Genomic DNA, 26,830 nt, shown 5'->3' with positions numbered 1-26,830 from the left:
GCCATAAGTAAATAAGGCAACTCCACTTTGGAAGTTGCCTTTTTAATATGAATTTTATAATACATTAAAATACCTTGCTTCAGGGTGAGCGAAGACCATCGCTGTTACCGATGCTTCTGGTTCCATCATACATCCGTCTGTTAAATGGATTCCAATTCTTTCAGGTTGAATTAGCTTAAACAGCTTTTTCTGATCCTCAAGTTCGGGACAGGCGGGATAACCAAATGAAAAACGCTGTCCTTGATAGAGAGTCCGGAACCGGTCCTGCATCGTAAAATCAACGGGATCAGGGAACCCCCACCTGCTTCTCATCATTTCATGCACTCTTTCAGCCAGTCCTTCTGCTGTTTCTAAGGCAAGAGCCTGCAGGGCGTGACTTTCAAGGAATCGGCCATCTTCCTTCATCTCACTTGCCCACTGCCTGATTTTCACACCGGCCGTTACCGCAAAGAAACCGACATAATCCATTTCTCCACTTTCTACCGGCCGCAAGTAATCTGCTAAACATAAATGCTGATTTCCTGCTTGTCTTGGAAAATGAAATCGTTCTATTTCTGTGGAAGAATCATCCGGGTGATAAATAACAACATCTTCTCCATCTGATTGAGCAGGGAAAAATTGATATCTTGCAGCTGCCTGAATCATCCCTTCCCTATTTGCTTTTTGGAACAATTCATCTGTTACTGCTTTTAGACCGACCGTCCGCTCGTCTCCCTCTTCCAGTAATCTTGAAATTTTCCCTTTAATCCCCAGATGATGCCCAAGCAGCATTTGCTGATTAATGTAGGGATGAATTTGATCAAGTGAAAATTCTTTTATGGTATGTGGAATCAAGTCAGAAGGGACATGAACCTTTACATCTTTTGCAACTGTTGAACGTACTTTCACCGCAACAGAAGCTGTATTTCGATTCGGTGAATCTTCATTCGAAACGACCTTACTTAACTTATCGCGACACTCTTCTTCCAACTGCAATCTTGTTTCTTCATTTTGAATCTTATTCATGATGCCAAGTCCATCCATTGCATCCTTCGCATAAAGAACCAGCCCATCGTATTCCCGGCCAATTTTATTCGTAGTGAATTTTCGGGTGAGTGCCGCACCACCTACTACAAGAGGAACTGAAATATCAGACTGTTTTAAATCTTGAGCAGTAATGACCATTTGTTGGGCAGACTTCACAAGGAGCCCGGACAAACCTACGATATCCGGCTTTTCTTCCCGTATAACTTCTATCAGTTCCTGAGGGGTCACTTTAATGCCTAAATCAATCACTTTATATCCATTATTACTGAGAATAATATCAACGAGATTCTTACCGATATCATGAACATCCCCCTTAACCGTAGCTAAGATCACTTTGCCTTTCGAAGATGAACTTTCCGTTTGTTCCATATGTGGTTCCAAATGAGCAACGGATGCTTTCATGACTTCGGCACTCTGTAATACCTCCGCTACAATCAGCTGGTTATCATTAAATAATCTTCCGACTTCACTCATTCCGGCCATAAGGGGGCCATTGATGATATCCAGGGGAGCATCATATTTCTCCAAGGCGATATTTAAATCGGCAATCAGTCCCTCCTTCGTCCCTTCCACCACATAATGAGCCAGTCTCTCCTCTAGATTCATAGTATTGACGGGTACCTTTACTTCTTTCTTTTTCCCTCTATAAAATGCTGTAAATTCAGCCAGGGTTTCATCCGTCGTTTCAAATAAGAGTTTCTCCGCCATTCGAACTTCTTCTTCAGGAATAGAGGCAAAGCGCTCTAGTTTTTCCGTATTGACTATGGCATAATCAAGGCCCGCTTTTGTACAGTGATAAAGATACACAGCATTGAGGACTTCTCTTCCGACAGGAGGCAGTCCAAAAGAAACATTACTAACCCCTAAGATATGAGGGCATTCAGGTAAGGCTTCCTTAATCCGTCTTATCCCTTCAACGGTGGCATTGGCTGAACCGATATATTGCTGATCCCCTGTTCCCACAGGGAATACGAGAGGGTCAAAGATGATGTCTTCTGAGGCAACCCCATATTTCTCTGTTAACAGTTTATGTGAACGAAGGGCAATGTCTACCTTACGTGCGACTGATACACCCATTCCTTTTTCATCAATCGTCCCTACTACAACCGCCGCTCCGTATTCCTTCATCAGCTTTGTAATCTTCTCAAACCGCTCCTCTCCGTCTTCAAGATTAATCGAGTTAATGATTACTTTCCCTTGAGAATATTTTAAAGCGGTCTCTAGCACTTTCTCATCCGTTGAATCAATGACAAGTGGAACTTTTACTTTTTTCACAACCTCCTGGATAAATACATTCATATCATCTACTTCTTCACGATCGGGATCTGCAAGGCAGATATCGATCACCTGAGCTCCATTTTTCACTTGTGCTCTCGCAATCTCTGACGCTTCTTCTATCTTATTTTCTGCAATCAATCGTTTAAATTTACGTGAACCGATGACATTCGTCCGCTCTCCGACCAGAATCGGTCTTCTGTCTGCATCCTCATAGACGAACGCTTCAATTCCCGACACCGCATGAGGGTGAGACTCATTGGGTTTACGAGGAGGTAATCCCTTTACCACATTTGAAAGGGCACGAATATGCTCCGGTGTCGTTCCACAGCACCCTCCAACAAGATTCACCCAGCCTTTCTCAGCAAAACCTTTCATCTTTATACTGAGTGAATCAGCCGTCTCATTGTAATTTCCTTCTTCATCAGGAAGTCCTGCATTCGGATAACAGCTTACATAGGTAGTGGCTAAGCTTGATAAGGAACGGATATGGTCACGCATAAATTCAGGTCCTGTTGCGCAGTTTAGACCAACTACCAAAGGGTTTAAATGTTCAAGGGATAAATAAAATGCTTCGATGTTCTGGCCGGCGAGTGTAGTGCCCATAGGCTCAATGGTTCCGGATAACAAAATGGGGATCACTTTCCCTCTTGATTCAAAAGCAGTTCGAATTCCGAGGTTTGCTGCTTTTACATTTAACGCATCCTGACTCGTTTCAAGTAACAGGACATCGACTCCTCCATCGAGAAGACCTTCTGCTTGAACCCGGTAGTTGTCTACTAAGTCATCGAAGCTTACCCCTCCTGTAACAGATAAGGTTTTGGTAGTGGGACCGAGAGATCCTGCAACAAACCTGGGCCACTCGGAAGTTGAGACATCTTCTACTGCTTTTTTGGCGATTTCAGCTGCTACTTTATTGATTTCGTATGCTTTAGATCCTATATCATATTCGTCCAACACAATGGGGGTTGCCCCAAACGTATTCGTTTCAATCACATCAGCCCCTGCTTTCAAATATTCCAGGTGAATCTGATAGATGACCTCCGGCGCTGTTAAAACCAGATTTTCATTACATCCTTCAAGCTCTTCTCCACCAAAATCCTCTGGGGATAAATTCGCTTGTTGAAGCATCGTTCCCATTGCTCCATCGAGTACGAGTATTTTTTTCCTAAGCTGTTCTTCAAACAAAGTGATGGCCATAGGGAACCTCTCTTTCTGTGCTGGTTTTCTCTTGTATATGATGAATCAGTTCAATGCTCATATCGTACCTGACAAAAGGCGTGATAAGATAAATCCCATTAAAAAGATCTATTGCTGTATCAAGTAAGTCTTTTGCAATATCCATTCCAACTGCTCTTGCAACTACAGGATCACTTCCCGCTTCCTTCATTCTTTTTCTTGTTTCTTCTGGAACATTGATTCCCGGTACTTCATGATGGAGAAACTCAGCATTTCTCGAACTGATTAATGGCATGATTCCGATAAAGATCGGAACATCTAAATGCTTCGTAGCTTCATGTACTTGAATCAGCTGTTCTTTCCCAAAGATCGGTTGAGAAATGAAATAGTCAGCTCCGGCTTTCTTTTTCTTTTCAAGCCTTTTTACAGAAGCGTCTAAATGACGGAAATTTGGATTAAAGGCCGCTCCTACTGAAAATTGAGTACGTTCCCGGAGTGACTTACCGGAAAAGGATATCCCCTCATTGTTTTGTTTGATGAGTTCAATAAGTTCAAGGGAAGATAAATCATAAACGGATGCTGCCCCAGGAAAGTCACCAATCTTCGCCGGGTCACCCGTAATCGCTAAAATATTGTGAATGCCCAACGTGTGCAATCCCATAAGATGGGATTGAAGTCCTATCAGGTTACGGTCCCTGCAAGTGATGTGAACTAAAGGTGTAAGATCAAATTTGGACCTGACCAGACTCCCAATGGCGTCATTACTAATACGAGGAGATGCTAACGGATTATCAGCAAGCGTGAGTGCGTCAATTCCAGCTTTCTTTAATGCCTCAGCCCCTTGGAAGAACAGCTTCGTGTCGAGATGTTTAGGTGGATCGAGTTCAACAATGAGTGTTTTCTTTTCTCTTACATGCTCATGCAGCAAGTTTCCCCTGATTGAAGGTGATGATAACTGAACAACCTTTTTTGCTTTCACCACTTTCTCTTTAACAGGCTCACGGCTTTTTAATCTGCTTGCTACAGAACGAATGTGATCAGGTGTGGTTCCACAGCAGCCTCCAATGATTCTTGCACCTTGCAGTCGCAACTCATTGCTTATATCCCCAAAGTAATCAGGCTCAGCAGAGTAATAGAATCGACCTTCTTCATAGTTTGGCAGACTGGCGTTTGGATAGACGGAAAGAAATGCCCTTTTAGGTAATGGAACTTCCTCTAATGAGTTCACCATATGAAATGGCCCCATGCGGCAATTGATACCGACAACATCGGCCCCTAATAATTCTAATTGCTGAAGTGCGTCTTTTATCTCCATTCCATTTTGAAGAACTCCTGTTTCATGTAGAGAAACTTGAGCAATGACAGGAATGTCCGTTTCACGTTTGACAATGTTTAAAACCGTGGTTAATTCCTCGAAATCATAATAGGTCTCAAGCAGGATGCCATCTACACCTTCTAATAATAAACAGTAAAGCTGTTCCCGAAAGCTTCTTTTGATTTCTTCCAGCGACACATTTTGTTTAATGCCCCTGATTCCCCCGATGGTCCCCAGAATATAGGTGTTAACACCAGCGGCTTTTCTTGCTAGACGCACTGCAGCTGTATTTATTTCCTTAACCGAATCCTCCATTCCGTATCTGGAAAGCTTTTGATAATTGGCTCCATACGTATTGGTCTGAATGATATCTGCTCCTGCATCAATATACTCCTTATGGACTTTCAACACTTCATTTGGGTGGGAAAGATTCAATTCTTCAAAGCATCTGTCCACTCCATATGAATACAACAACGTTCCAATGGCCCCATCTGCAATCAAGATTCTCTCTTTCAGTGCTTCTAGCAACGGCTTCATGACATTCCCTCCTTTTTATAAATTTATAACGTTGTTTCGGTTGGTCTTTTGTATACTATCTAAACCTTTTTGAAGATCGTTAATCAATTCATCCACGTTTTCAAGTCCTACTGATAATCGTAATAAACCATCAGTAATCCCTCTCCTTTCCCGTTCAGCTTTCGGCATAGAAGCATGTGACATCCTTGATGGATAGGATAGAATTGATTCAACAGCTCCTAAACTTACGGCGAATACGGGAATGTTTACATTTTGTATGAGTTGCTTCACTTCCTCTGCACCCTTTAACCGGAAGGAAAGAACCGCTCCAGGACCCTCTGCTTGTCGGACTTGAATTTCACGACCGGGATGATAGCTCAAGCCTGGATAATACACTTCTTCTACTTCCTTTCTCTTTTCTAAGAAGCTCGCAATCTTATAAGCCGATTCTGATGATTCCTTCAATCGTACATGCAGTGTTTTCAGCCCTCTTAAGAGCAGCCAGCAATCCTGGACACCGAGGACCGCACCGAAAGAATTCTGCAAGAAAGCAAGCTTCCTGGCAATCTCTTCATTTCCCGTTACCGCGAGCCCCGCCAAGACGTCACTATGTCCGGCAAGAAACTTAGTGGCACTGTGAAGAACAACATCAACACCTAAGCTGATCGGTCTTTGCAGCAGGGGAGTCATGAAGGTATTATCCAGAAACGTTAAACATCCATTCGCCTTGGCAAGCTTCACGACTCCTTCAATATCGGTGATGTTCAGAAGCGGATTGGAAGGTGTCTCCATATAAATCACTTTCGTATTGTGTTTAATTGAACAAGCCACTTCATGAAGATCCTTCATGTTCACAAATGAATATTCAATCCCAAATTTAGTGAGGACCTCTGTAATCATTCTGTATGTCCCACCGTACACTTCTTCTGATACTAGAACGTGGTCGCCACTCGATAATAATAAAAAGCTTGTGGAGATTGCCGCCATCCCTGATGAAAAGGCAAAGCCTCTTACTCCACCTTCCAATTCAGCTATCGTTTCTTCAACAGTTTCCCTCGTCGGATTTCCCGAACGGCTGTAGTCATATGTTCCATATTGATCAAAATCCTGTTGGTGAAAGGTTGTAGCATGATGTAACGGTGTAGAGACCGCTCCTGTTTCTTTATCAAATCCGTGAGAATGAATGAGTGACGTCTGAAGTGAAAATGGTTTTTTACTCATACGTAAGCACCTCTTTTTCCAATTGTTGAAATACATTCTCCAGGTCTTCAATCAGGTCATCAATAAATTCAATTCCTACAGAGAACCGCAGGAGCCTGTTGCAGATACCCAACCTATTTCTTTCTTCTTCGGGAATGTCTGCATGTGTTTGGGTTGCGGGGTAGGTGATAAAGCTTTCAACCCCTCCTAAACTTTCAGCAAACGTAATAACTTTTAAGTGTTTGAGAAAGGGATCCACCCATTCTTCCTTTGCGATTCGAAAGGAAAGCATGCCGCCTTTTCCCGGATATAAAACGTCCGTTACACATTCGTGCCCTTCAAGATATTTTGCTAGTTTTCTTGCGTTTTTTTCATGTTGAGCCATTCGGAGACTAAGGGTTTTCATCCCTCTTAATAAAAGCCAACAATCAAATGGTGAGAGAACCGCGCCGATGGAATTTTGAATGGTGCAGATTTTTTCCGCCAGCTCCTCTGTGTTTACAACCACAACACCTGCCAGCACGTCATTATGGCCCCCTAAGTATTTCGTGGCGCTGTGAATAACTATGTCTGCTCCTTCAGTGAGTGGCTTTTGAAGAACAGGTGTGTAGAAGGTATTATCGACAATTAAAAGCAACCCGTTACACTTTGCGATTCCAGCAACCTCAGAAATGCTTGCTTCATTCATTAATGGATTGGTTGGCGTTTCAAGAAAGATGGCCTTTGTTCTCTTAGAAATTTGTTCTTCTATGGAGCCGGCATCACTTGTATCGACGAAATGAAATTTGATACTATATTGTGCTTCATACTGTACGAATAAACGGTAGCTCCCGCCGTATAGGTCTTTCGAAACAATCAATTCATCCCCGCTGGAAAATAAGCTAAGGATTGCCTGAATCGCTGCCATCCCCGAGCTGAAGGCAAACCCTCTGTGCCCTTCTTCCAATTGAGTGAGGGTGTCTTCTAAGGTTGCGCGGGTTGGATTTCCTGTTCTTGTGTAATCATAGCCTGTCGATTGCCCAATCCCCTTATGTTCATAAGCAGTCGATAAATGAATGGGTAGGCTCACAGCACCCGTTGCAGGATCTTTCCGGTTTCCCGCCTGGACAAGCAAAGTATCAATATGTTTTTTCAATATTCTTCTCTCCTTTTCTTTCCCTGTAAACGAAAAGGGAAAAAACAAAAAAACCTTCTTAATGAAAATAAGAAGGTTTTGTACGTTCGTTCTCCCTCTTATCGTCCAAGTTGACATCAACTTGCTGGAATTAGCACCATACCTAAAACTGTGGCTGGTTGCTGAGGTGTCTTCGGGCCAGTCCCTCTACCTCTCTTGATAAGAAACTATATGATTTTGTGAAAAATAACTTTCCCATAACTTATAACAAAGAAGAACAAATGTCAATGAGAATTATGAATTATCCGAAAATGAAGCATACATAGTGACGCAACTTTTTGAGCCGTTTTTCGTCTGCTTCTATATTCTTGCAGAGGTCCGCACATTCCCTCCAATCAACTCCAGATGAATGGCTGAATTCAAAAAAATAGAGCGATTCATTTTATTTAATGAAAGATACCCATTTTCCTTTTAATTTCTTTCATAAATGGAATCGTCTTTTCTCTTGCTTTATCGGCTCCTTCTTTTAAAATGGCATCCAGCCTCTTGGGGTTGGCTATTAGTTCTTCATATTTGGATCGAGGTTCCTCGATAAATGAATTCATGACTTGGAATAGCTCTTTTTTCGCTTCTCCCCACCCTATTCCGCCTTGAAATCTCCTTCTCATTTCTTCAACTTGATCGGATGTTGCAAATTCCTTATAAAGCGAAAATATGACGGACGATTCAGGATCCTTAGGCTCCTCAGGGGGTGAAGAATCTGTTTTGATTTTATTGATTAGTTTTTGAAGCTTTTTTGATTCTTCAAATAATGGGATGGTATTGTTATAGCTTTTACTCATTTTTCGTCCATCAAGTCCCGGTAGAACAGATGTTTCTTCCTGTATCACATAATCGGGAAGAACAAATGTTTCGCCATATTGCTTATTAAAGTTTTCTGCAATGTCCCTTGCAATTTCGACATGCTGAATTTGATCTTTACCGACAGGAACCAGTTCCGTTTGGAATAGAAGGATATCCGCCGCCATCAATATCGGGTAGGTGAATAAGCCCATGTTGACCCCTGCATCTACTTCTCTGCCCCTTTTTTGATTATCTTCAACTACTGATTTATATGCATGGGCCCGGTTCATTAATCCTTTCGGTGCAAAGCAAGCGAGGATCCAGCTTAATTCAAAAATCTCAGGTACATCAGATTGACGGTAAAAAATCGCTCGATCAGGATCCAACCCTAATGCTAACCAAGCTGCCGCCACTCCATAAGATAGTTCTTTCATTTCATGCTGATCATGTATCTTCGTTAACCCATGATAATCCGCAACAAAATAAGCGGTGTTGTAGGATTGATTCTCTGCCAATCGTAATGCCGGTTTAATGGCGCCAATATAATTCCCTAAATGAATCCTGCCTGTTGGTTTGATACCAGTCAGAACTTGTTTTTTCATAACAATCCCCCCGTCTAAAATAATAAAACCAAACACAAAAAGGGCTTCTCATCCCCTAAAAAAGGACGAGAAACCCGTGGTGCCACCTTCATTCGCTTACACTTTAGTAAACGCACTCATATGTACAGAAGTCGCCTTCGATACATCGTCTCTTTTATCGGTGAGACCCTCCGCCATAACCTACTTCATTTCAGCCTGGATGCTCAAAAGCCCATTCAACGATTTCACCATACTGATTCTCACCATCCATCAGCTCTCTGAAATGTTTCGTTCGTCTACTCTTCTTCCTCATCGCATTTAACTATTTTAGTGTTTCCATTATTTTAATGTATCAGGAAATAATGGTCAAGTAGGCGAAAACACATTTTAGATTTCTTTAGATGAAAGAGGAAGGAAAAGTTTTATGCCTCTCTTATTAAAAGGGAGAAATTTCATATCCGCGATCAGATGACTTGCATATCCGATTACACACGCTTCAAAAACTCCATCAATCATTATTGATGACTCCAGATAATGGGCAATCATGCCATAATATACAATTCCAAGAACAGAGTGAGTATAACTGCGATGTGAAACGAATGAGGCAACGAAAATATAAATGCCCAACAACCATAACCACGTTTCATTCAACTGCCAACCGCATGCTGTCACACCGATGCCGGTAATCATCAGCATCCTTCTCTGGGTAATGAAACTCGAGAGAATCATCATTCCTGCACCATATCCAATCCCGAGCCATTGTTCTTTCCCAATTCCTTCAAGATAGCTGTACACCATCATTAAAAAACCAATGATTTGTGCCACTGCTCTGATCATTTTGGGTGAAAAAGTAACCTTGTTACTAAGCTTTCCGTCAATATCCATATCAGGCATGAGTCCGGATACCCCGCCTATTGCCACAAGTGTGGCGGTTATGTCAGGACCAGATCCAAATGAGTTCGCCACAATAAATCCCGTTGCTGCTCCAATAGCCATATGTGCTGTGCCGTTCAAGTGTGTCCTCCTACTTTCGTATCTCATTATGTATGTACCAGATTACTATGATAGCCTTTATTATCCATATTGACTATGGGAAGTACGAATTAATTTCTAAAGATGAGCCGATATGCGCGCAATTATTTCAAGAAGGTAGGACCTTTCATGAGGAACATAGTGATGGTAACTCACCCTTTGCTTAATGAAGTCCGTTTTTCCTGTTTCATTAATATGAAATCCTTCTACTTCTATTTCCGCTTTCGTTTGTTGAACGAGGGCTTTAAAGTCTTGAAGAGTCGTACGGAAAATACCGGACACTTCTTCTAACTGAAGTTGAAACTCGTCATATGCAACCGGCTTGGAATACAGGAATACGTGAGTTAGTTCCCGATCGATCATATCCCGTTGATCTAATTCTCCTTTTACAATTCCTAATGATTGCAGTTCATCTATCTTAATAAGAAGTCCAAGCTCTTCATGAACTTCTCTTACGCCGTCTTCAATCTTCTCTTCTGACAAGATATGTCCAGCGGCGGTAATATCAAGCAAGCCAGGGAAATCCTTTTTCTTATCACTTCTCAGTTGGAAGTAAATATAGGTCTCTCCACTACTCTCATCATAATGCGCAAGCCAACAGTGAAAAGTTTCATGCCAATATCCCTTTAAATGAACCTCGGAACGACTTGCTACTCCAATCCTATTACCGTATTCATCAAAGACGGCTAGTTGTTCTTCCTCCACCCGTATCCCTCCTTTATTTCATTTCCTCCAGATAATCTTTAACCTCCAAGAGATCTTCAACCACAATATCCGCTTCACGCAATTCATTTTCCTGAGAAAAATCAAAAGCACAACCTATCGAAAGAAAGTGATTTGCCTCTGCTCCTTTGAAGTCAGACAATCTATCACCAATCACAATCCCATGTGTAAGATTATGATCCTCTTTGATTTTTCGAATCAACTCCCCTTTGTCATCTGAATGTATTTCCTGAATGCTGTAGCACTCTAAAATCCATTGATCCAAATGAAAGTACTCCACGACCGTCTTTAAATAATGAGGATAGCCGTTGCTTGCCACAAAGATCGGAAAACCTCTCCCTGATAAGTAAGCTAATATTTCCTCCGTATGTGGATAGAGAGATCCATTTCCCTTCTGAATATTTTCAATCAGTTTTTCATGAAATAGATCATTCACTTTCCCATGTATATGTAAGGGATGATGAGGTAAAAGTGTTTTCCACACAACAGAAAGAGGGACACCCATAATTTCTCTGTATATTTCAAGAGGTGTATCCTCTTTCCACGTTCCTTCATCTCTTAGTCGTTGAAACGTATCATGAAGTGAAGCTTCAAGAATACGATCCGTTTGAAATAACGTTCCATCCATGTCAAAAATCATTGCAGCTTTCATCTATATTCTCCTTTATTGCCCTTCGTACATTTATATGTTCGACGATTTAAGCTTAAATTACAATCTTGCTTACATGAAATAACCTTCTACAATCATATCAAATCTACGGTCGAAAGAAAGCAGCTACGTTTAGATGAACAACTTCTTACTGAGTATAGCTGTAAATTTGTGACCACCAATCTTTTTTAACAAAAAAACACACAAGAACGCTTCTCTCGTGTGTTAAGTCCTTAAATCGGTGTATAACTTGCTTTCTTTAAGATGCATTTGGAAGATAAAAGAGGACCGTCAACATCATGCCGATAACAGAAAAGATCACGATACTAACTGCTACAGACTTATGAGACTTTGACACATGTTTCTTCTTTAACACGTTAATAAACTTAAAAGCCAATAACGAAAGAATGAACAAAGATACAAACAAGAGCTCGCTCATGGACAATCCCTTTCTTCAGTAAGGTGTATTCTTTTTAAGATATGAAATCACTTTACCATATTTTCTTATTCAGTAAAAATATTTATTCTTAGAAATAAAAATATATCCAATCAGGCGTTTTGCGAAGCGCTTTTTCCCAGGCAGGGAGTTCATTAAAAGCCTTCATGGTCAGCTTTTTACTATGCTTAATGTCATTATGGATGAGTGATTCTAATTCGGCGGCAACTTTTGCATCGCGTATGATGCAGTTGCTTTCATCATTTAAGTAGAAGCTGCGTGGATCCCAATTGGCTGTACCTATATCAGCCCATTTATGATCGATGACCAGCACTTTACCGTGGAAAAATCCTTTTTCATATAAATAGAGATCCACTCCGCTCTCTAACAAAGTTTTCTCTATCCTGTAACTTGGCGGCTTCGTAAACCATGCATCTGTATTGTCCGGGATGAGTATTTTCACTTTTACCCCACGCTTCACTGCTTTCTTTAAAGCTGATACCAGTTTCCCATTTGGTAAAAAGTATGGCGTTGTAATTGTGATACTCTCTTCCGAACTGTTAATCCAGTTTACTGTCTTATCTACAATACTGTCTCCTGTAGAAAACAAGAAATGAACGTTGCTCCCCTCATTTTCACTTGAAGTACGAGTAGGATGCACGCTCTCCATACTTTCTGCTCCATCCTCGACCCAGTCCCTTTTAAATTGCTGTGCCACCTCTTTTCCTGCCTCACCCTCCAACCGTATGTGATAGTCCCTCCAGTACCCAAGCTTCGGGTCTTTCCCTAAATATTCATCCCCCATATTGAAGCCTCCAATATAGGCAATTCTTTGATCAATGGAAACGAGCCTGCGATGGTTCCGATGATGAAGGGAATAGAAAATGTTCTTCAGGGATAGAGACCTGCTTTTGACAATTTTCACCCCTCCTTCTCCCATCCTATTTATACTTTCCTTCTTAATGTCTGAACCAAGGAAGTCGACAGACAATCGAACATCTATACCTTCCTTAGCCTTTTCAATCAGCAAATCAAAAAACTCGTTGGAAATCTGATCATCCCTGATAATGAAAAAATGAATCCAAACCAGCTCATCTGCTGTTTTAATATCCGCAAACAATTTTTTATATAAGTCCTTCCCTGTATTATAGACGTTGATTTCAGCTTTACGAGAAAGGGTTTCCGTCATTGGGTGAGTTCTCGCATAGTTTTTTACACCTTGTTTCACATCCCAGTGCATGATGAGAAACAAAATCACGATGAATGCAGCCGTTATCAGGATTCCTTTAAGTCCTTTTTTCAGCAAGAGAACTCACCTCCTTTTTATGTAGTGTTAGCTTTTGTTTAAGGAGAAGGACTATACATTTCCATTCAAAATATATCTAAGTTCCAGGCATCTTTTGTTCCTATTTTACAATTTACCGAAAAAAAGAGCATTAACATAACGTTAATACTCTCAGTTGATTTTTTTATTGATTCTCAACAGATTATAGATTAAGCGTGCGAACACAAAAAGGAGGCCACCAATAAATGAACCCAATGTATTCATTATCCAATCATCAATATCCGTTGCTCTTCCTAATGGAAGATAGTATTGAGCAAACTCTATTCCAAAGGAGAAAAGTGCTCCGATAAATGTCACCATCAGAATAATCTGCTTTGACTGCCTCATCCACCAAGCAATAAAAAAGGCTAATGGAATGAACAATAATATATTGGCCATCAAGTTTCGAATGGGCACATCTAAATGATTCCGGTAAATTAAATTCAACTTCAAATTAGAAAATGGATCAAAATTCACAGATCCCTCTGAAACATTTCCACCCGTCAATGGGGTCATTGTGATTAAACAGATTGCTCCAATCGTTATACACGTAAACAGAACAGGCAGTAAATTCATCCATCTGCCCTTCCCCTTTCTCTTCTTCCAAAAGGAGACCGCAAAGATAAGGGAAATCGTCACAACCACAATAATTGGAAGAACCCAACCAAATGCGCTCCATAATTCTTTCATGATTCCTTTTCCTACTTTCCTCTAGGCTACAACGATGATTTAGTTTATTTACGATGATATATGTTTGAAAGAGAAGCATTATGACAACTGGCGAATCGTCACCTCAGCAGTCTCTTTATCGATTCCATTCCAGGAGGTGTGGATTTCAAAAGTTCCTTCTTCAAAAAACAAAGGGAATTTTCGTTTAAAAAAGGGCTGCATCGGTAAATTTAAGGCTGCTGACTTTAAGACCCAAACCAATTCACCTTCAGGAGGGTTTTCAAGGAGCTCACCTGTGGTTTCATAGGCAAGGTAATTATACACGATATATCGAAATCCCTTTCCAGGTACAACGTATTCATCTAACCCTTTATACCTTAATTTTTCCACCTGTAAACCTGTCTCTTCTCTTACCTCTCGGATTGCACCTGCTGCCGGGCTTTCGGGGAAGTCAATTTTACCTCCCGGGGCAATATAACCGGGATAATCTTTCCGCTCCGGCCTATTTAATAACAGCACTTTGTCCCCACGCTGTATCATTACTAACGAATACATCACTGTATCTACTTTCATTCATTCCTCATTCCTTCATACTTGTTCCAATCCACTTACGATGCCCCTGAATCCTTAAAGTCAGACCATCCTTATCCAGCTTTTCTAGAAACGGTATCATATATTTTCTGGATAATCCCAGAGCAGCTTTGGCATCAGCTATATCGAATGTTTCGCCGGTCTTTTCTTTTAAGCCTTCAACAGCTTTCATAAAAACTTGATAAGAATAGGCTTTTTTATTATCCAATTGCACGATTTTCTTTTCCTGGATAAAAAAGTGATAAAAATCAGACTGCCATTTTTGAGGAATACCTACTTGATGAAAATACTCTTCCATGTCTTTTACGTGTGTCCCATCAGCCTCTAATAAGATAATGAGCTGTTTGCATCGTTTCTCCCATTCAGTAGGTAAGTGAGGAATGAATCCCTCTAAACAAAGAAAGCCACTGTTTCGCTTCCAATGTTTTTGTTCAATCACATAGTCCACTAAATCTCCTGTGTACCTTTTTAAAGTTTGTTTCAACTCACCACTATTGATCCCTCGCAATAACGGAAACTCCTCGTGAAACTCTCGAAGAATCTGTTCGATCGATTTCACACATTCTTCAACTATTTTCATATGAGAGATCTTGGATTCTGAAAGTACAACCCATTGATCATCACCCTGTAGCAAATCATGCAGTTCTCTATGCGATAAAGAGGCTTCACTTAAGATGAAATCTTCATCTACACATTTATATTGTTCAAGTAGCCTTAGAACTCTTTCCTGAGGCGTCCCGTGCCGTTCAGACTGAAGAAGGGCCATCGTTTCCTCTACGAACTTGTATTTCCCACCATTCGGCTGAATAATCCAGCCTCCTCCGATGGTTTCCATTGGAGAGGGTCTTCTTAGTATAAAACGATCGCCTCTTTTGACAACAATCGATTCATCAAGCCGGATCTGGCATAAAATAAGCTCGGTTTCCGACTCCACTTTATTTCGATCAAAAAATACGAGCTTCCCCATCACTTCGGAAGTTCCTACATGGAGCACAACAGGCATTCTTTGTTTTATAGGATGGTTTACTGCATGTATTACTTCGAGACACACATCAATCGTGTTGGTCACGGTAAGATGAGTGGATGTGACGAGTACATTTCCTCTTTTCAATTCTTTGTAGTCCACTCCAGAAAGGTTTATCGCTGCACGTTGACCGGCAAAAGCACGACTCTCTTTCCTATGATGGGCTTGAATTTGTTTCGCTTTTGTATGTATTCCTTGAGGTAATATGATTATTTCCTCTCCAGTGTCCAAGGTTCCTTCAAAAACGGTCCCTCTTACGACTGTCCCTTGACCCTTTAAAGTAAAAACTTGATCAATCGGTAAACGAAAATCGCCTCTGATACTTCTTGAAGCCATGCCTCTTAATGTAGTAATGATTTTCTGTTTTAACTCTTCGACACCCTCTCCTGAAATACTATCTGCCACCAAGACACTGGCCCTTTCAAATACCGTTCCTTTCAACTCATCTATCACTTCTTCAAGAGCCATATCCCGTAGTTCTTCATCAACTTTCGAAATTTTCGTCAGCACGACAATACCGTGAGTAACTCCTAGTAACGACAGGATATCAAGATGTTCCTTCGTTTGCGGCATCACACCTTCGTCTGCAGCTACCACTAACACAACGAGATTGATCCCGGCCACACCTGCGATCATCTGGCGAATAAACCGCTCATGACCAGGAACATCCACTACGGAAATCTCCATTTCTTCATCATTATATAATGGGGCAAACCCGGGTTCAATCGAGATGCTGCGATCCTTTTCCTCCTTTAATCGATCAGTATCAACAGAAGTAAGGGCTTTTGTGAGAGTGGTTTTTCCATGATCAATATGTCCGGCCATTCCAATCGTATAATATTGTTTCCCCATCCTCTCACCTTCCCTTTACCTTTTCTTTTGGAAGCGGAAAAATAGGACGCCTGCCATTATGGCAAAACAAATGGCGAATAGGATTCCCTTCCATACATCTCCATCTGAAATAGATTTCAATACCCATAATAATATAAATAAAGTTATGGCTATATCAATCATCAACATACCTTTTGAGTTTCGAATGTTAATTCACCTGCTACCCTCTAATTTAGTTGCGCTACTTTCACTTTATCATAATCCCGGTTTACCGTTCCATTAGGTATAAACCTTGGCATACAATATTCCCAATCATAGCGGTTCCCCTTTTTATCATTATAATCCTTAAAACCCTGATTTTGGAATGGATTTCAATAATAAAAAAGAGAATCACCTGACATTCTGTGATTCTCCTTCCTAGTCTATTTCGATCCTTCTTTAATCAATGTTTTCATATCTTGGACAATTTCATCGTATGGGACATCACTATTGCCACTATACGTTTTTACGACAGTACCTTTTTGATTCACCAGGTAGAAGCTGGTACCATGAATCATCTGATCGGAATTAGGATCGTCGGCTACGATCGAGCGGAAGGAACGTTCGGCCAAATTCTTTACCTCGTCAAATTCATAGCCTGTAAGCAGTTCCCATTTACTCGTGTCTGCTTCAAAGTTTGAAATATATTCTTTTAATGCGTCCGGTGTATCATTTTCAGGATCTACGCTGAAGGAGACGATTTTGTATTCCTCTACTCCTTCTTCTTTCAGCTTTTCTTGAAGCTTCGTTAAATTAAATGTCATAGGTGGACAAACTGTTTCACAATTAGTGAATATGAAATCTGCGATCCAGACTTGTCCTTTCAAATCATTCAAACCGACTTCTTGATTATTTTGATTGGTATAAGAAAATTCTTTCACTTCATAATCTGTTTCTGCTTGAAAGTCACTATTACTGCAACCTGCAAGGAGAATACCGATGATGGTCATCACCACAATGAATGGTTTGGTTTTTGACATCTTTATCTCCTCCGACTTTATCTATCTCTCCCATTCTATGTTAGTAAAAAGAGGATAAAAAAACAATCAGCAGAGGCAATATTCATTGTCTATTTTGTGAAAGCTCTGCTTCCCTTCCAATATCAAACGCTCCCAGACTTCCAGCGTATGCACCTTTCTCTGGAAAAATAGGGGTGTAGGATAACATATCTTGAAATTGTGTAAGGTCCTCTTTTAAAGCAGGATTTGATTTCAACGTACTTCCAATAAATACGAAATGCTCTAACTTAAGAACTTGAGATGCTTGAGATGTAAGCAGAATAATGGTTTCTGCTATCATATTTGTTAGAGCCCGCAGTTTGTCTGCTTTCTTAGAAGATGCATCCCCTTTAGCAAAATTTGCAGCTGTCAAATGTTCAGGAACTGGAGAATTCATTGCCTCATAAACGTCTCTTACTGTTAAATCAACTTGCTCTCGTTTGCCTACTTTTGATAACCGTACCAGCTCGTAATAGTCAGACTCTCCAGTTAGCAGACCTCCCAATCCCATAAAGGTTCCGCCACCTAACCCACTACCGAGTAATCTCTCACATCCGTTTTCATCAACCTTAAAAATAGACGTCCCTGTACCTATATTTATGAGGATGAACTGTTTCAGGTCACTATTTTCCTCTTTAAGGAGCAGTTTAGCTCCACTGCAAACTGCTTCGAATTCACCAACAATATGTGCATGTGGAAAGATCTCTCCCCACTTCTCTGCTTTTCCTCCCGTAATGAAGAGTTTATGATTTTGGGCCAAGAGTGTAAGCCACTGCTGCACATTCTCTTGCTGCTCACTGGTAAATGTTTTAAAATGCATTCGGCCAGTTTCTTCATACACGATCTTGGTTAACGTGCCGCCAGCATCTACCCCGACTACACTCATTCTTCCCGTTCCTCCATTTTTTTCTTGGAAAATAAATAGTGCAGCGTAAATCCATGAACGACCATTATCGTAAGGAAAGCAAGAAAATAATAGAAAACACCTATGACCCCATCTGAAGTATCCTCTGTTATGAGCCACCATACGGATGCAAAGAGAAGAAAAAGAAATTGAAGTGCGACTCCCTCCAAGAATGGTTTTTTATAGGTATTAAAATCCAAAAGCCTTTTCCAGCTCCATCCAATCGCCACTACGGCAGATACTAACAATAGTAATATGTAGATACTTATTTTCATCAGTGATGCCTCCATTCAAATTCATACTATTTCCATGTTATTCAAATGACCTGGAAAATGAAAGAGAAAAAGGGAAAAACACCAATTTATTTTGGTGTTTTTCTACACTGATCCTATTCCATGCTTTTGTGATCGTAACGATAGGCGTTGAAATGTGTAATATCCACTTTTACTTTCACTTCGTCTAATGAATGGTCTGTTAAATAGAATGAAGGCTGTTCTTCAAGCTTTCTAAACTTTAGTGGATGGTATCTATACCATTTTTCACCTACATTCAGTAAATCCACTTGCTTTTCCAACCCAATATTATACACTTTTTTAATTTCATTTTCCAAAGACTTTTCCAATGTACTTTTCACATCTTTATATGGAGAATCCACTAATTTTTCAATTAGCTCAGCTTTCACGCTGACTTCAAGTGAAAAGGTGGAGAAATCACCTCTTTCTTCCTTGTACTTTATTTTAGGCTCTTTCGTCAATAGTTTAAATGTAGATACCAATTCATCATCAATATATAGAGGATAATCGATTTGATTCTTTTTGGTAAGCAACCAATCAACGATGATGGAGGGTTTAGAAGGGAGGTCTCCTTTGAATTGTGATTGTTGAAACAGACTATAACCGCTCAGATAAAGTACAGGGTATGGTTGATCGGTTTGCCAGGATTTTTTATCGATACTGATATTTGGGATGAACGCTGTCCCCATCGGTTCATAGTACTCCCGAAGAAAATGCATTAAACTTGTTGCACTAATATCATCTTGTAAAGCCTCTACGGTTTCTTCTGTCAAAAGGACTGTATAAACGGGAGGATATTGAAATAAACCATTCAACTTAAAGATTTCCTCCATGCTCTCGTCAGTTGTAAACAATAGAAGATTGGGCCTTAATGATCGATTTCTGCCCACATCCTCCAGAACTTCTTTGAATTTAAACTTGATCAAATTTTTTGAGACGACGAGAGTTTTTGTATGTCCAAAAAACAATGACGGCCTCGATGCTTTATATAGGTTTCTTACAGCCATATTCAGGGTTTTACCGGAAGCAGAACCGACAAAAGTCGGAACAGGCTCTGTCGGCTTACTCCCCTCCTGCTTGGCTACATTGGCAAAATTCAAGCCTTGAAGATATGCAGTATATAACTCGTTCTCTTCATTATAATCCAATCCGATCGAGACGATATAAGTTAGGTCCTGAATGTTTTTTGACCCCGTGCATCCTGTTAATAAAAGTGCTGCAGCAACTAAGATGAGCTTACTTATCATATTGATCATAATGATCTATCCCTTCCTTGTATCATCATCCGGGCTCGTTGTAGGGGTGCGCTTCTTATAAAACTGAATAGGCAACCGGAAAAATGACCGAATGAATTCATTCCAACTGATTGGAGCTACAGAACCAAGGAATGGAGTACCATAGGAAGATTTCGTCGCTAAATAGAGAACCGTCAGAATAAAGCTCATCACAACACCGAATAATCCAAAAAAAGTGCTAATGAGCAATACAATGAACCTTAATATCGTTGTTCCATATTTCAATGTTTGATTGACGAGTGTAAACGACGAAATATATGTAATGGCACCAATGACAAGCATGGTTGGCGATGTCAACCCGGCACGTATGGCGGCATCTCCCACAATCAGCCCCCCAAGTACAGAAACCGTCTGTCCAATTGCCCTGGGTAGCCTGACACCCGCTTCATTAAAAAACTCAAACAAAAATAGGACGATAAACATCTCAACAGGAGCGGAAAGGGGCAAGCCGAACCTGGACATGGAAATCGTAGCCACGAGCAGATAGGGAATTTGTTCAATATTATAAGCCGAAAATGCCACCCATAATCCTGGTAAATAAGCTGAAATCAAGATCCCGGCTACTCGCAGGATCCTTTCCAAAGATACATATACGTAATTGATACTAGAGTCTTCTGGTGATTTCGTTTGTAACAGAAGATTTATTGGCGCAATTGAAACAGTTGGGTACCCATCCACCAAGAGGGCAAATCTTCCCTGAACTAATGAATCAATGATAAAATCGGGGCGACCTGTATAATCGAAATTAGTGAAAATTGAATTAGGGTTGTCATCCAGCATTGATTCCAGCTGTTGATTGCTGGTTAGAACATCTATATCCACTTTTTCTAACCTGGTATATAGCTCATTGAGAATACGCTCATCGATTACATCACTCAGGTACATGATGGCGATTTCTGTATGACTGCGGGTCCCTATCTTATATTTTTCCACGGAGAGCGTTGGAGTGAAAAGCCTTCTCCTAATTAAAGATATATTTGTATTTAAGTCTTCAACAAATCCATCTTTTGGCCCGCGGATGGATGTTTCAAGCGATGATTCTTCCGGCAGCCGTTTAGGAAAATTGCCTGCATGTAAGGAGATAATTTTTTCATCGATGAAAAACAAAATATACCCATTGAATAGAGCAGTAGAGAGCTTATCCAGGGACTTTCCCGTTTCATCTACTGCTTGGAAATTCCCCTCCATCTTTTTTGCATAGGACTTTTCAGGAGACTCTTCTAATTTTGGGAGAATGAATTGATCGAGATAATGTCGATCGACCAAACTCTCAAAATACACCAGGGTGACGACTTCATCGTGAAAAAAATGTTCTCGAATAAGTAAATCATGACTCTTTGAAAATAATTGCGTTAACTCTTTCAAAGTGTCCTCTTTTTCTTCCACTATCCGCTTTTCTTTCGAAGACTTCTTCATTTTGAACATCCTTTACTTTATAAATCGGAGGATCACTGCTGACGTAATAATTTGTACGATGAAAAGGACAACGGTTGCAGGGAAAAAGTAGATATATAAGAACTTATAAAAAAAATAAGAATCAACATCAATGAAAATAAGTACTAACAGCACTAGAAAAATTGGCACCAACACTTTTAGTGACATTCGATAACGAGCCTTCTTTTTCGTAAAAAACACGGCTAGCAGAAACATGAATAAACTAATCCTGATAAGTGCCCCACATAACCACTGATAGAGAGCAAAGAAATCTAAATGCGTAATAAATTCCCCAATGGCTAATATTCTCCATTGTTCATAAGCTGGATATCTCATATTCGCTGATTCTACATGTCCAAATTCCATGATAGAAGCGGTTAATGGCCCGAACATCAAGCCCATAAGTATTAGCCCAAGAACGATTAAATGATGAAATTTAATCTTCCCTTCACTATAAGGCTGTATTAATACAATCAAATATAATTCAAGTAAACCAGATAATACATAAATCATTCCTTTTAAGACAGGCTCATATCCTTGACTGAAAATTGGCAATAATAAACTGGGATCTTTCATATTTGTGTTTGTAAAAGCAATGAAAAAACCAAATAACATAACTAATGGCAATAATATCCCACTCGCGATGGCCATATGTTTGATCCCTGACCAACTGATTAAGAAGCAAATAATGTAGATGCTTCCTACCACTAATAATGATGGAACATCTGCTAAAAAATATGCGCTTAACCATATTATTAAGTCAACAAAGGTTATATATGCACCTGATAACAAAAATAAACATATAGGTAGTGAGAATAGGAAAACAAGCCATTTGTTCCACTTTTGATTAAGTAGATGATAGAACCCTTCCGGTGGAGAATTCTTTACTATGTAATAAATGAGGAATGTGACGATAAAAAATATTGGATAGGTTAAGATAATACTGATCCATCCATCTCGTCCGGCTGCTTTTAGGATACTTGGTATAAGCATGACATGATTTAATAAACCGGTTGAAAGGATGAGCAATAATATAAGCTGTCGAGGAATTAAAATAGGACGAATGCTTTTCATAGTTTATCTCCAAAGTTAGGTAGTTTTATCTCTATTTATGTCCTACATATAAGAAATCAAACCTCCTTTCCCAATTAAGGATCGAGTACGACCGTTTCTTTTCCTTATAGAAATAAAAAGGTCAAAGAGCTATTCTCTTTGACCTTTTTAAATGAATTGTGATGATCCAAAGTGCTAATAGGACTATGCAAGAAATTGAAATTCTGTCCTGCTTCCGCTTTGAGAGGATATGACTTCTAATCGTGCGTCGATTCTCTCTTTTAACTCTGGAACATGTGAAATTAACCCTACAAGTCGGCCACTGCTTTGAATATCCATCAATGCTTCAATTGCATGGTCCAGAGATTCTGGATCCAGCGTTCCAAATCCTTCATCGATAAACATCGTTTCAAGTGAGACGCCACCTGCGTACTGCTGAACGACATCAGCAAGTCCGAGGGCCAATGCCAACGATGCTTTGAAACTCTCCCCTCCGGATAACGTTTTAACGTGTCGTTCCTGACCCGTGTATTGATCAAATATGAGAAGCTCTAAACCGCTCTGGACGTTTCCTTTGCTTCTATCTGTTTTTCGAATCAGCTGATACCTCCCCGACGTCATTTTGATTAATCGTTCATTTGCCACTTGAAGAATATCTTCAAGGAATGATGCCAGCACATATCTTTCAAATGTAATTCGATTTGCATTTTGACCACGGGCCACTTCTGCCAGATGTCCCACCATTTGATATCTGGATTCTAAATGCTTTATGCCGTCGTTTATGCTTGTCACCCGTGAAAGGATAAGCTTATTCTCTTTCGTATTTGTCATGATTTTATTAAGTTCATCATTTACAAGTCTAAGTTCACCGGAAACCCGTGATATGTTATCTTCAATGCTTTTCACATCAGGCTTATGTTTATCCTCTAAGTGCTTATCGATGTCATTAAGACGATCGGAAACGGAACGCAAGTCTTCACCATATTTCTTGATCTTCTCTTGAAGACCCAACACTTCTGCTTCAGACTTTTTCGCTTCCTGAAATGCTTTATAGTGGGGAAAACCCTGTTCTGTAAGAAGCTTAAGGAATGCTTCACGTTCTGTTTTCATCTCGGCATCTACTTTTTGTATCTGCGTATCTTTGTCACCCACTTGTGAATCTTTTACGCTGTACATGTTCTCAAGCTCATAGTATTGCTTCTGGGCGCGCTCGTATGCCGTCTTCAACTCTTCTTTTCTTTGCTTCTGCTCCTTTAACACTTTGTTAAATTGATCTTTTGATCTGAGCTCATAAGGAATAGCTTCCTTCACCTTTTGAAGGGTAGTATCCTTCGTAAGGAACAGAGTATTCAACTCCTGTAGCTTGTCTAGATTTTTCAACCTTGAGCCGTCCAGTTCTTCTAGCTTTTCCCTTCCTTTTCTTACTTCCTCCCTCATTACCTTTGCTTGTTCGACTTCCCTTTTCTTTTCCGCCATTTTACGTTTTAAGGCTTCAATCTCTGAAGTCATTTGAGAAAGAGTATCATCTATTTCTTCCCGCTTAAAGTCGCTTTTCTTTTCACGAATGTTCCGAACGATATCGTCTATCTGATCCTGAATACCCTGCATTTTGGTTTCCTCTTGAACGATTGCGAGGCCCATCCTTTTCTCTTCCTGGTTGAGTTCCTCCTGCTTTTCCTTCGCCGCTTTCAAATCTTCCTGAGAAGGTAATGACTCGACCCTGGCGGCTGGATGTGGATGATACTCTGAGCCACAAACGGGGCAAGGAGCGTGATCAACCAGGCCTTTTGCAAGGTGTGCAGCTTGAGCAGAGTGCCACTTTTCTTCTAAATGGGCCAGAGTTTCAGACGCATCCAAACTTTGTTTCTGAAGGTGACGATACTGTTCTTTTAATTTTTGCTCTTGCTTATGGACAAGTTGAAATTTTTGATCTATCCTCTCTATCTCATTTACCTGTTCTAAAAAAGCTTGATTCTCTTGCAAAGATTTTTCTAATTGAAATAAATCTGCTTGACCATTTTCCGCTTCTTCAAGTCGTTTCTCCCGGGATTTTATGCCTTCTTGTAAAAATGATATCTGCTCTGTCTGTTTTTTGACAATGTCTTGCTGCTGTTCATATCTTTCTTTCATTTCTTTGGTATCTTCCATCAACACATCCAAAGAATCTATATCTTTTTCCATTTCTTCGAGTTGAGTGATTTTCTTTGAAACGGCGTCCCTGAGATTTTCGTTATTCTTTTCTTCTTTTAGTGTTTCTTTAGCTGCTATAAGCTTTTCCAAGATTGCATTCTTTTCCTCCGTAAGGTGAGCCAATTGACCCTTCAGTTCCTTCAAGTTTCGATTGAGTTTATGGCAATACTCATCTTGTGGAACTAAACGGGAGGCTCGCTGGGCTAATAAAATGTCTCGATCGATTGATTCAATTTCAGGCTTTAATTTTAAAAGGGATTCTTTCTGAACTCTTAGTTTTTCTTGAAGCTCGTACTGATCGGCCAATCCTTCTGCCTCTTGAAGCTGTTTCTGAAGGGCATCTCTTTTTTCCTGCACACTTTCATAGGTAAGCTGCAATTCTTTCTCCCTTATTTCCATGCTCTCTATATGAGCAGGAAGAAGTTGAAGAATACGGTGGTCATTCAATGGATTTTCCAATAGTAGGGATTGAAGCTCTTCATTTTCTTCAAAATGAATTCTAAGTAATTCCCTTGTTCGTTCTTCAATAGAGGTTTCTACTGACTTTTTTAAGTCGTCTGCCTCAGATTTCAGTTTTTCCTGGATGGTCTTATAGAGCTCTGTATGAAATAGGCGTTGCAGGATAAGCTCCTTATCTTTACTGTCTGAAGTTAAGAGCTTTCGAAACTCCCCTTGAGGAATCATAAGAATCTGTCTGAATTGATTGGCATCCAGTTGAATCAACTCTTTGATCTTCTCATCCACGTCTCTGACGTTAGCCGCCAGCAGCTGTTCTTTCCCATCTTCATCGTATACGTATAATTCGGATCGGGCATTGATGGTTGTGTAGCCTTCTCCTCTTGCTTTCTTTTTATCCTGCTGAGGGGAGCGCCAAATACGATACAATCTGCCTCTTAAACTGAATGTAAGCTCTACCTCCGTAATAACATCATTACTAGCAAATTGACTTCTCAGTTCAGTCGGACTGCGATCTTCACCACTTGCCTTTCCGTAGATGGAATAGGATATTCCATCAAAGATAGTCGTTTTGCCTGATCCCGTCTTACCTGATATCACGAACATTGTGCGGTTCCCCAACGAACGAAAATCAATCGTTTCTCTTCCTGCATAGGGTCCGAAGGCTTGCATCACTAATTGAAGAGGCTTCATGCTTGATCGACCTCCTTTCTCGATTTTTCAATAACGTTTTGCAGGACTTGTTCCTTTTCATCGGTAAATTCACCTGTCGTCATATCACCGTAGAATTCTTTAAACAAGTCAAGCTCCGACCTTTTCTTATCCTCTAGTACGCGGAACGTATTTTTCTTTTTTGCATCGGTGAGATCCAATTTTCTCTCCAAATGAAGGACATTCGGATAAATTTGGCGCAGTTGGTTGATGGGATCGATTAACGTTCCTTCATCATGTAACATAATCTTTAAATAGTCATCCACTTTCTGGGATTGATAGAATTGGGGATCCAGAAGTTCTTCCATAAGACCCTCGAGTTCTCTCATATCTTGTTTCGGTTGAAGCACTTTTTCCCGTAAATGGAAGGACCCGTCCCCTTCTATTTCTACTATGCTCACTGATTTTCGCTGATTCGCTTCAGAAAAAGAGTACTTTAATAGAGATCCTGAATAACGAATCGTTTCATGCTTAATAGCATCTGGACTATGAAGGTGCCCCAAGGCTGTGTAATGAAAAGACTTAAACACATCGGCACCTACACAGCCGGATCCTCCAACAGATAGAGTGCGCTCTGAATCTGTGGTTTTACCCCCCAGTACAAATGCATGGCCCACAAAGACATGTGGTTCATTCGGATCCATGGTTTCTTCAATCCGTTTCACAATCGCTTCCATTGCAGCGTGATGAGAATTGATTGAATCGTCTTCAAGGACTTGTCTGACATTACCAGGCTCAGCATAGGGAACGCAGTGGAAATTAACCCCATTAATCGTGATTGGAGTAAAATCCTTTGTCAGCTTCCCTTTCAAGTAAAAGTGACTATGCTTGTACCATGATGACCCAAATGATAATCGTTCTGCACTATCGTGATTGCCCGAAACAGCTACTATAGGTGTGTTTAACTCTACATTAATCCGGAATAAAACCTCATCCAATAACTCTACAGCTTCAGTAGGAGGAACGGAACGGTCATAAAGATCACCTGCAATCACGACTGCATCGGGCTCCTCCTCTTTCACGAGCTCTATCAATTGCTCTAATATATAGCGTTGTTCTTCTGTCATATAAATGCCATGAACCAGTTTACCTAAGTGCCAATCGGCGGTATGAATGAATTTCACTGCTG

At 40.3% G+C, this 26,830-nt stretch carries 21 protein-coding genes, 1 riboswitch and 1 other annotated feature; all 21 genes read right to left on the bottom strand.

All coding sequences use genetic code 11. The annotated features are described in order from the left end of the window. Nucleotides 1-54 precede the first annotated feature (54 nt). The 21 genes from metH to Q1B03_RS10600 all read right to left on the bottom strand — a co-directional run bounded on the left by metH (nucleotide 55) and on the right by Q1B03_RS10600 (nucleotide 26,825). A complete protein-coding gene (gene metH / locus Q1B03_RS10700; RefSeq protein ID WP_299741139.1) occupies nucleotides 55-3,501 on the bottom strand; it encodes a methionine synthase in 3,447 nt (1,148 codons plus the stop codon). Then, on the bottom strand, nucleotides 3,482-5,332 hold the full coding sequence (locus tag Q1B03_RS10695) for a bifunctional homocysteine S-methyltransferase/methylenetetrahydrofolate reductase (protein WP_299741137.1): 1,851 nt from the start codon (nucleotides 5,330-5,332) through the stop codon (nucleotides 3,482-3,484). Before Q1B03_RS10695 ends, metH begins: the two co-directional genes overlap by 20 nt. Before the next feature lie 15 nt (nucleotides 5,333-5,347). Beyond that, nucleotides 5,348-6,532, bottom strand: a complete 1,185-nt coding sequence (metC, locus tag Q1B03_RS10690) for a cystathionine beta-lyase (protein WP_299741135.1) — start codon at nucleotides 6,530-6,532, stop codon at nucleotides 5,348-5,350. Beyond that, a complete protein-coding gene (locus Q1B03_RS10685; RefSeq protein WP_299741133.1) occupies nucleotides 6,525-7,646 on the bottom strand; it encodes a methionine biosynthesis PLP-dependent protein in 1,122 nt (373 codons plus the stop codon). Before Q1B03_RS10685 ends, metC begins: the two co-directional genes overlap by 8 nt. Before the next feature lie 95 nt (nucleotides 7,647-7,741). Then, nucleotides 7,742-7,851: riboswitch (SAM riboswitch) on the bottom strand. 220 nt (nucleotides 7,852-8,071) lie between these two features. Further along, a complete protein-coding gene (locus tag Q1B03_RS10680) occupies nucleotides 8,072-9,070 on the bottom strand; it encodes a tryptophan--tRNA ligase (RefSeq protein ID WP_299741131.1) in 999 nt (332 codons plus the stop codon). A 58-nt stretch (nucleotides 9,071-9,128) separates the two neighbouring features. Beyond that, nucleotides 9,129-9,371 (bottom strand) — a binding site (T-box leader). A gap of 65 nt (nucleotides 9,372-9,436) precedes the next feature. Beyond that, on the bottom strand, nucleotides 9,437-10,063 hold the full coding sequence (locus tag Q1B03_RS10675; RefSeq protein WP_299741130.1) for a metal-dependent hydrolase: 627 nt from the start codon (nucleotides 10,061-10,063) through the stop codon (nucleotides 9,437-9,439). 96 nt (nucleotides 10,064-10,159) lie between these two features. Continuing rightward, nucleotides 10,160-10,786, bottom strand: coding sequence for an NUDIX domain-containing protein (locus tag Q1B03_RS10670; RefSeq protein ID WP_299741129.1), 627 nt, complete (start codon nucleotides 10,784-10,786; stop codon nucleotides 10,160-10,162). A gap of 13 nt (nucleotides 10,787-10,799) precedes the next feature. After that, nucleotides 10,800-11,456 (bottom strand): HAD hydrolase-like protein, encoded by a 657-nt coding sequence (locus tag Q1B03_RS10665; RefSeq protein WP_299741127.1) that lies wholly within the window; start codon nucleotides 11,454-11,456, stop codon nucleotides 10,800-10,802. Nucleotides 11,457-11,712: 256 nt separating this feature from the next. Beyond that, nucleotides 11,713-11,892, bottom strand: coding sequence for a hypothetical protein (locus Q1B03_RS10660; protein ID WP_299741125.1), 180 nt, complete (start codon nucleotides 11,890-11,892; stop codon nucleotides 11,713-11,715). Nucleotides 11,893-11,980: 88 nt separating this feature from the next. Next, the gene (gene cls / locus Q1B03_RS10655) at nucleotides 11,981-13,195 is read right to left on the bottom strand and encodes a cardiolipin synthase (RefSeq protein ID WP_299741123.1); all 1,215 of its coding nucleotides are present in this window, start codon (nucleotides 13,193-13,195) and stop codon (nucleotides 11,981-11,983) included. Between the two features lie 150 nt (nucleotides 13,196-13,345). Continuing rightward, the gene (locus Q1B03_RS10650) at nucleotides 13,346-13,903 is read right to left on the bottom strand and encodes a VanZ family protein (protein WP_299741121.1); all 558 of its coding nucleotides are present in this window, start codon (nucleotides 13,901-13,903) and stop codon (nucleotides 13,346-13,348) included. A 78-nt stretch (nucleotides 13,904-13,981) separates the two neighbouring features. Further along, nucleotides 13,982-14,455 (bottom strand): 8-oxo-dGTP diphosphatase, encoded by a 474-nt coding sequence (locus tag Q1B03_RS10645; RefSeq protein WP_299741119.1) that lies wholly within the window; start codon nucleotides 14,453-14,455, stop codon nucleotides 13,982-13,984. Nucleotides 14,456-14,462: 7 nt separating this feature from the next. Next, nucleotides 14,463-16,349, bottom strand: a complete 1,887-nt coding sequence (gene selB, locus Q1B03_RS10640) for a selenocysteine-specific translation elongation factor (protein WP_299741117.1) — start codon at nucleotides 16,347-16,349, stop codon at nucleotides 14,463-14,465. A 401-nt stretch (nucleotides 16,350-16,750) separates the two neighbouring features. Next, nucleotides 16,751-17,347: an SCO family protein gene (locus Q1B03_RS10635; RefSeq protein ID WP_299741115.1), complete on the bottom strand. Its 597-nt coding sequence runs from the start codon at nucleotides 17,345-17,347 to the stop codon at nucleotides 16,751-16,753. An 82-nt stretch (nucleotides 17,348-17,429) separates the two neighbouring features. After that, nucleotides 17,430-18,251 carry a type II pantothenate kinase gene (gene coaW / locus Q1B03_RS10630; protein WP_299741113.1) on the bottom strand — a complete coding sequence of 274 codons (822 nt, stop codon included), beginning with the start codon at nucleotides 18,249-18,251 and terminating at the stop codon, nucleotides 17,430-17,432. Continuing rightward, nucleotides 18,248-18,544, bottom strand: coding sequence for a hypothetical protein (locus tag Q1B03_RS10625; protein ID WP_299741111.1), 297 nt, complete (start codon nucleotides 18,542-18,544; stop codon nucleotides 18,248-18,250). The genes coaW and Q1B03_RS10625 overlap by 4 nt, the downstream gene beginning before the upstream one ends. A gap of 113 nt (nucleotides 18,545-18,657) precedes the next feature. Further along, nucleotides 18,658-19,818, bottom strand: a complete 1,161-nt coding sequence (locus Q1B03_RS10620) for a Ger(x)C family spore germination protein (RefSeq protein ID WP_299741109.1) — start codon at nucleotides 19,816-19,818, stop codon at nucleotides 18,658-18,660. Between the two features lie 6 nt (nucleotides 19,819-19,824). Further along, nucleotides 19,825-21,273 carry a spore germination protein gene (locus Q1B03_RS10615; RefSeq protein ID WP_299741107.1) on the bottom strand — a complete coding sequence of 483 codons (1,449 nt, stop codon included), beginning with the start codon at nucleotides 21,271-21,273 and terminating at the stop codon, nucleotides 19,825-19,827. Between the two features lie 12 nt (nucleotides 21,274-21,285). Beyond that, entirely contained in the window at nucleotides 21,286-22,365 is a 1,080-nt protein-coding gene (locus Q1B03_RS10610; protein WP_299741105.1) for an endospore germination permease, read from the bottom strand. Between the two features lie 183 nt (nucleotides 22,366-22,548). Continuing rightward, a complete protein-coding gene (locus Q1B03_RS10605; protein ID WP_299741103.1) occupies nucleotides 22,549-25,683 on the bottom strand; it encodes an AAA family ATPase in 3,135 nt (1,044 codons plus the stop codon). Further along, nucleotides 25,680-26,825, bottom strand: coding sequence for an exonuclease SbcCD subunit D (locus Q1B03_RS10600; RefSeq protein WP_299741297.1), 1,146 nt, complete (start codon nucleotides 26,823-26,825; stop codon nucleotides 25,680-25,682). Before Q1B03_RS10600 ends, Q1B03_RS10605 begins: the two co-directional genes overlap by 4 nt. Between the last annotated feature and the right edge of the window lie 5 nt (nucleotides 26,826-26,830).

The sequence above is a fragment of the uncultured Rossellomorea sp. genome, assembly GCF_947488365.1.
In the GTDB taxonomy this organism is placed as follows: Bacteria; Bacillota; Bacilli; order Bacillales; family Bacillaceae_B; genus Rossellomorea.
Note: the sequence above shows the minus strand (reverse complement) of the source record. Positions and strands in the feature narration are given on the sequence as shown.

Coding starts and splice junctions, on each gene's coding strand:
- metH (WP_299741139.1), bottom strand. CDS start 3,501: ATGGCCATCACTTTGTTTGAAGAACAGCTTAGGAAAAAAATACTCGTA.
- Q1B03_RS10695 (WP_299741137.1), bottom strand. CDS start 5,332: ATGAAGCCGTTGCTAGAAGCACTGAAAGAGAGAATCTTGATTGCAGAT.
- metC (WP_299741135.1), bottom strand. CDS start 6,532: ATGAGTAAAAAACCATTTTCACTTCAGACGTCACTCATTCATTCTCAC.
- Q1B03_RS10680 (WP_299741131.1), bottom strand. CDS start 9,070: ATGAAAAAACAAGTTCTGACTGGTATCAAACCAACAGGCAGGATTCAT.
- Q1B03_RS10665 (WP_299741127.1), bottom strand. CDS start 11,456: ATGAAAGCTGCAATGATTTTTGACATGGATGGAACGTTATTTCAAACG.
- Q1B03_RS10660 (WP_299741125.1), bottom strand. CDS start 11,892: ATGAGCGAGCTCTTGTTTGTATCTTTGTTCATTCTTTCGTTATTGGCT.
- Q1B03_RS10650 (WP_299741121.1), bottom strand. CDS start 13,903: ATGAAAGAATTATGGAGCGCATTTGGTTGGGTTCTTCCAATTATTGTG.
- Q1B03_RS10645 (WP_299741119.1), bottom strand. CDS start 14,455: ATGAAAGTAGATACAGTGATGTATTCGTTAGTAATGATACAGCGTGGG.
- selB (WP_299741117.1), bottom strand. CDS start 16,349: ATGGGGAAACAATATTATACGATTGGAATGGCCGGACATATTGATCAT.
- Q1B03_RS10635 (WP_299741115.1), bottom strand. CDS start 17,347: ATGTCAAAAACCAAACCATTCATTGTGGTGATGACCATCATCGGTATT.
- coaW (WP_299741113.1), bottom strand. CDS start 18,251: ATGAGTGTAGTCGGGGTAGATGCTGGCGGCACGTTAACCAAGATCGTG.
- Q1B03_RS10625 (WP_299741111.1), bottom strand. CDS start 18,544: ATGAAAATAAGTATCTACATATTACTATTGTTAGTATCTGCCGTAGTG.
- Q1B03_RS10620 (WP_299741109.1), bottom strand. CDS start 19,818: ATGATCAATATGATAAGTAAGCTCATCTTAGTTGCTGCAGCACTTTTA.
- Q1B03_RS10615 (WP_299741107.1), bottom strand. CDS start 21,273: ATGAAGAAGTCTTCGAAAGAAAAGCGGATAGTGGAAGAAAAAGAGGAC.
- Q1B03_RS10610 (WP_299741105.1), bottom strand. CDS start 22,365: ATGAAAAGCATTCGTCCTATTTTAATTCCTCGACAGCTTATATTATTG.
- Q1B03_RS10605 (WP_299741103.1), bottom strand. CDS start 25,683: ATGAAGCCTCTTCAATTAGTGATGCAAGCCTTCGGACCCTATGCAGGA.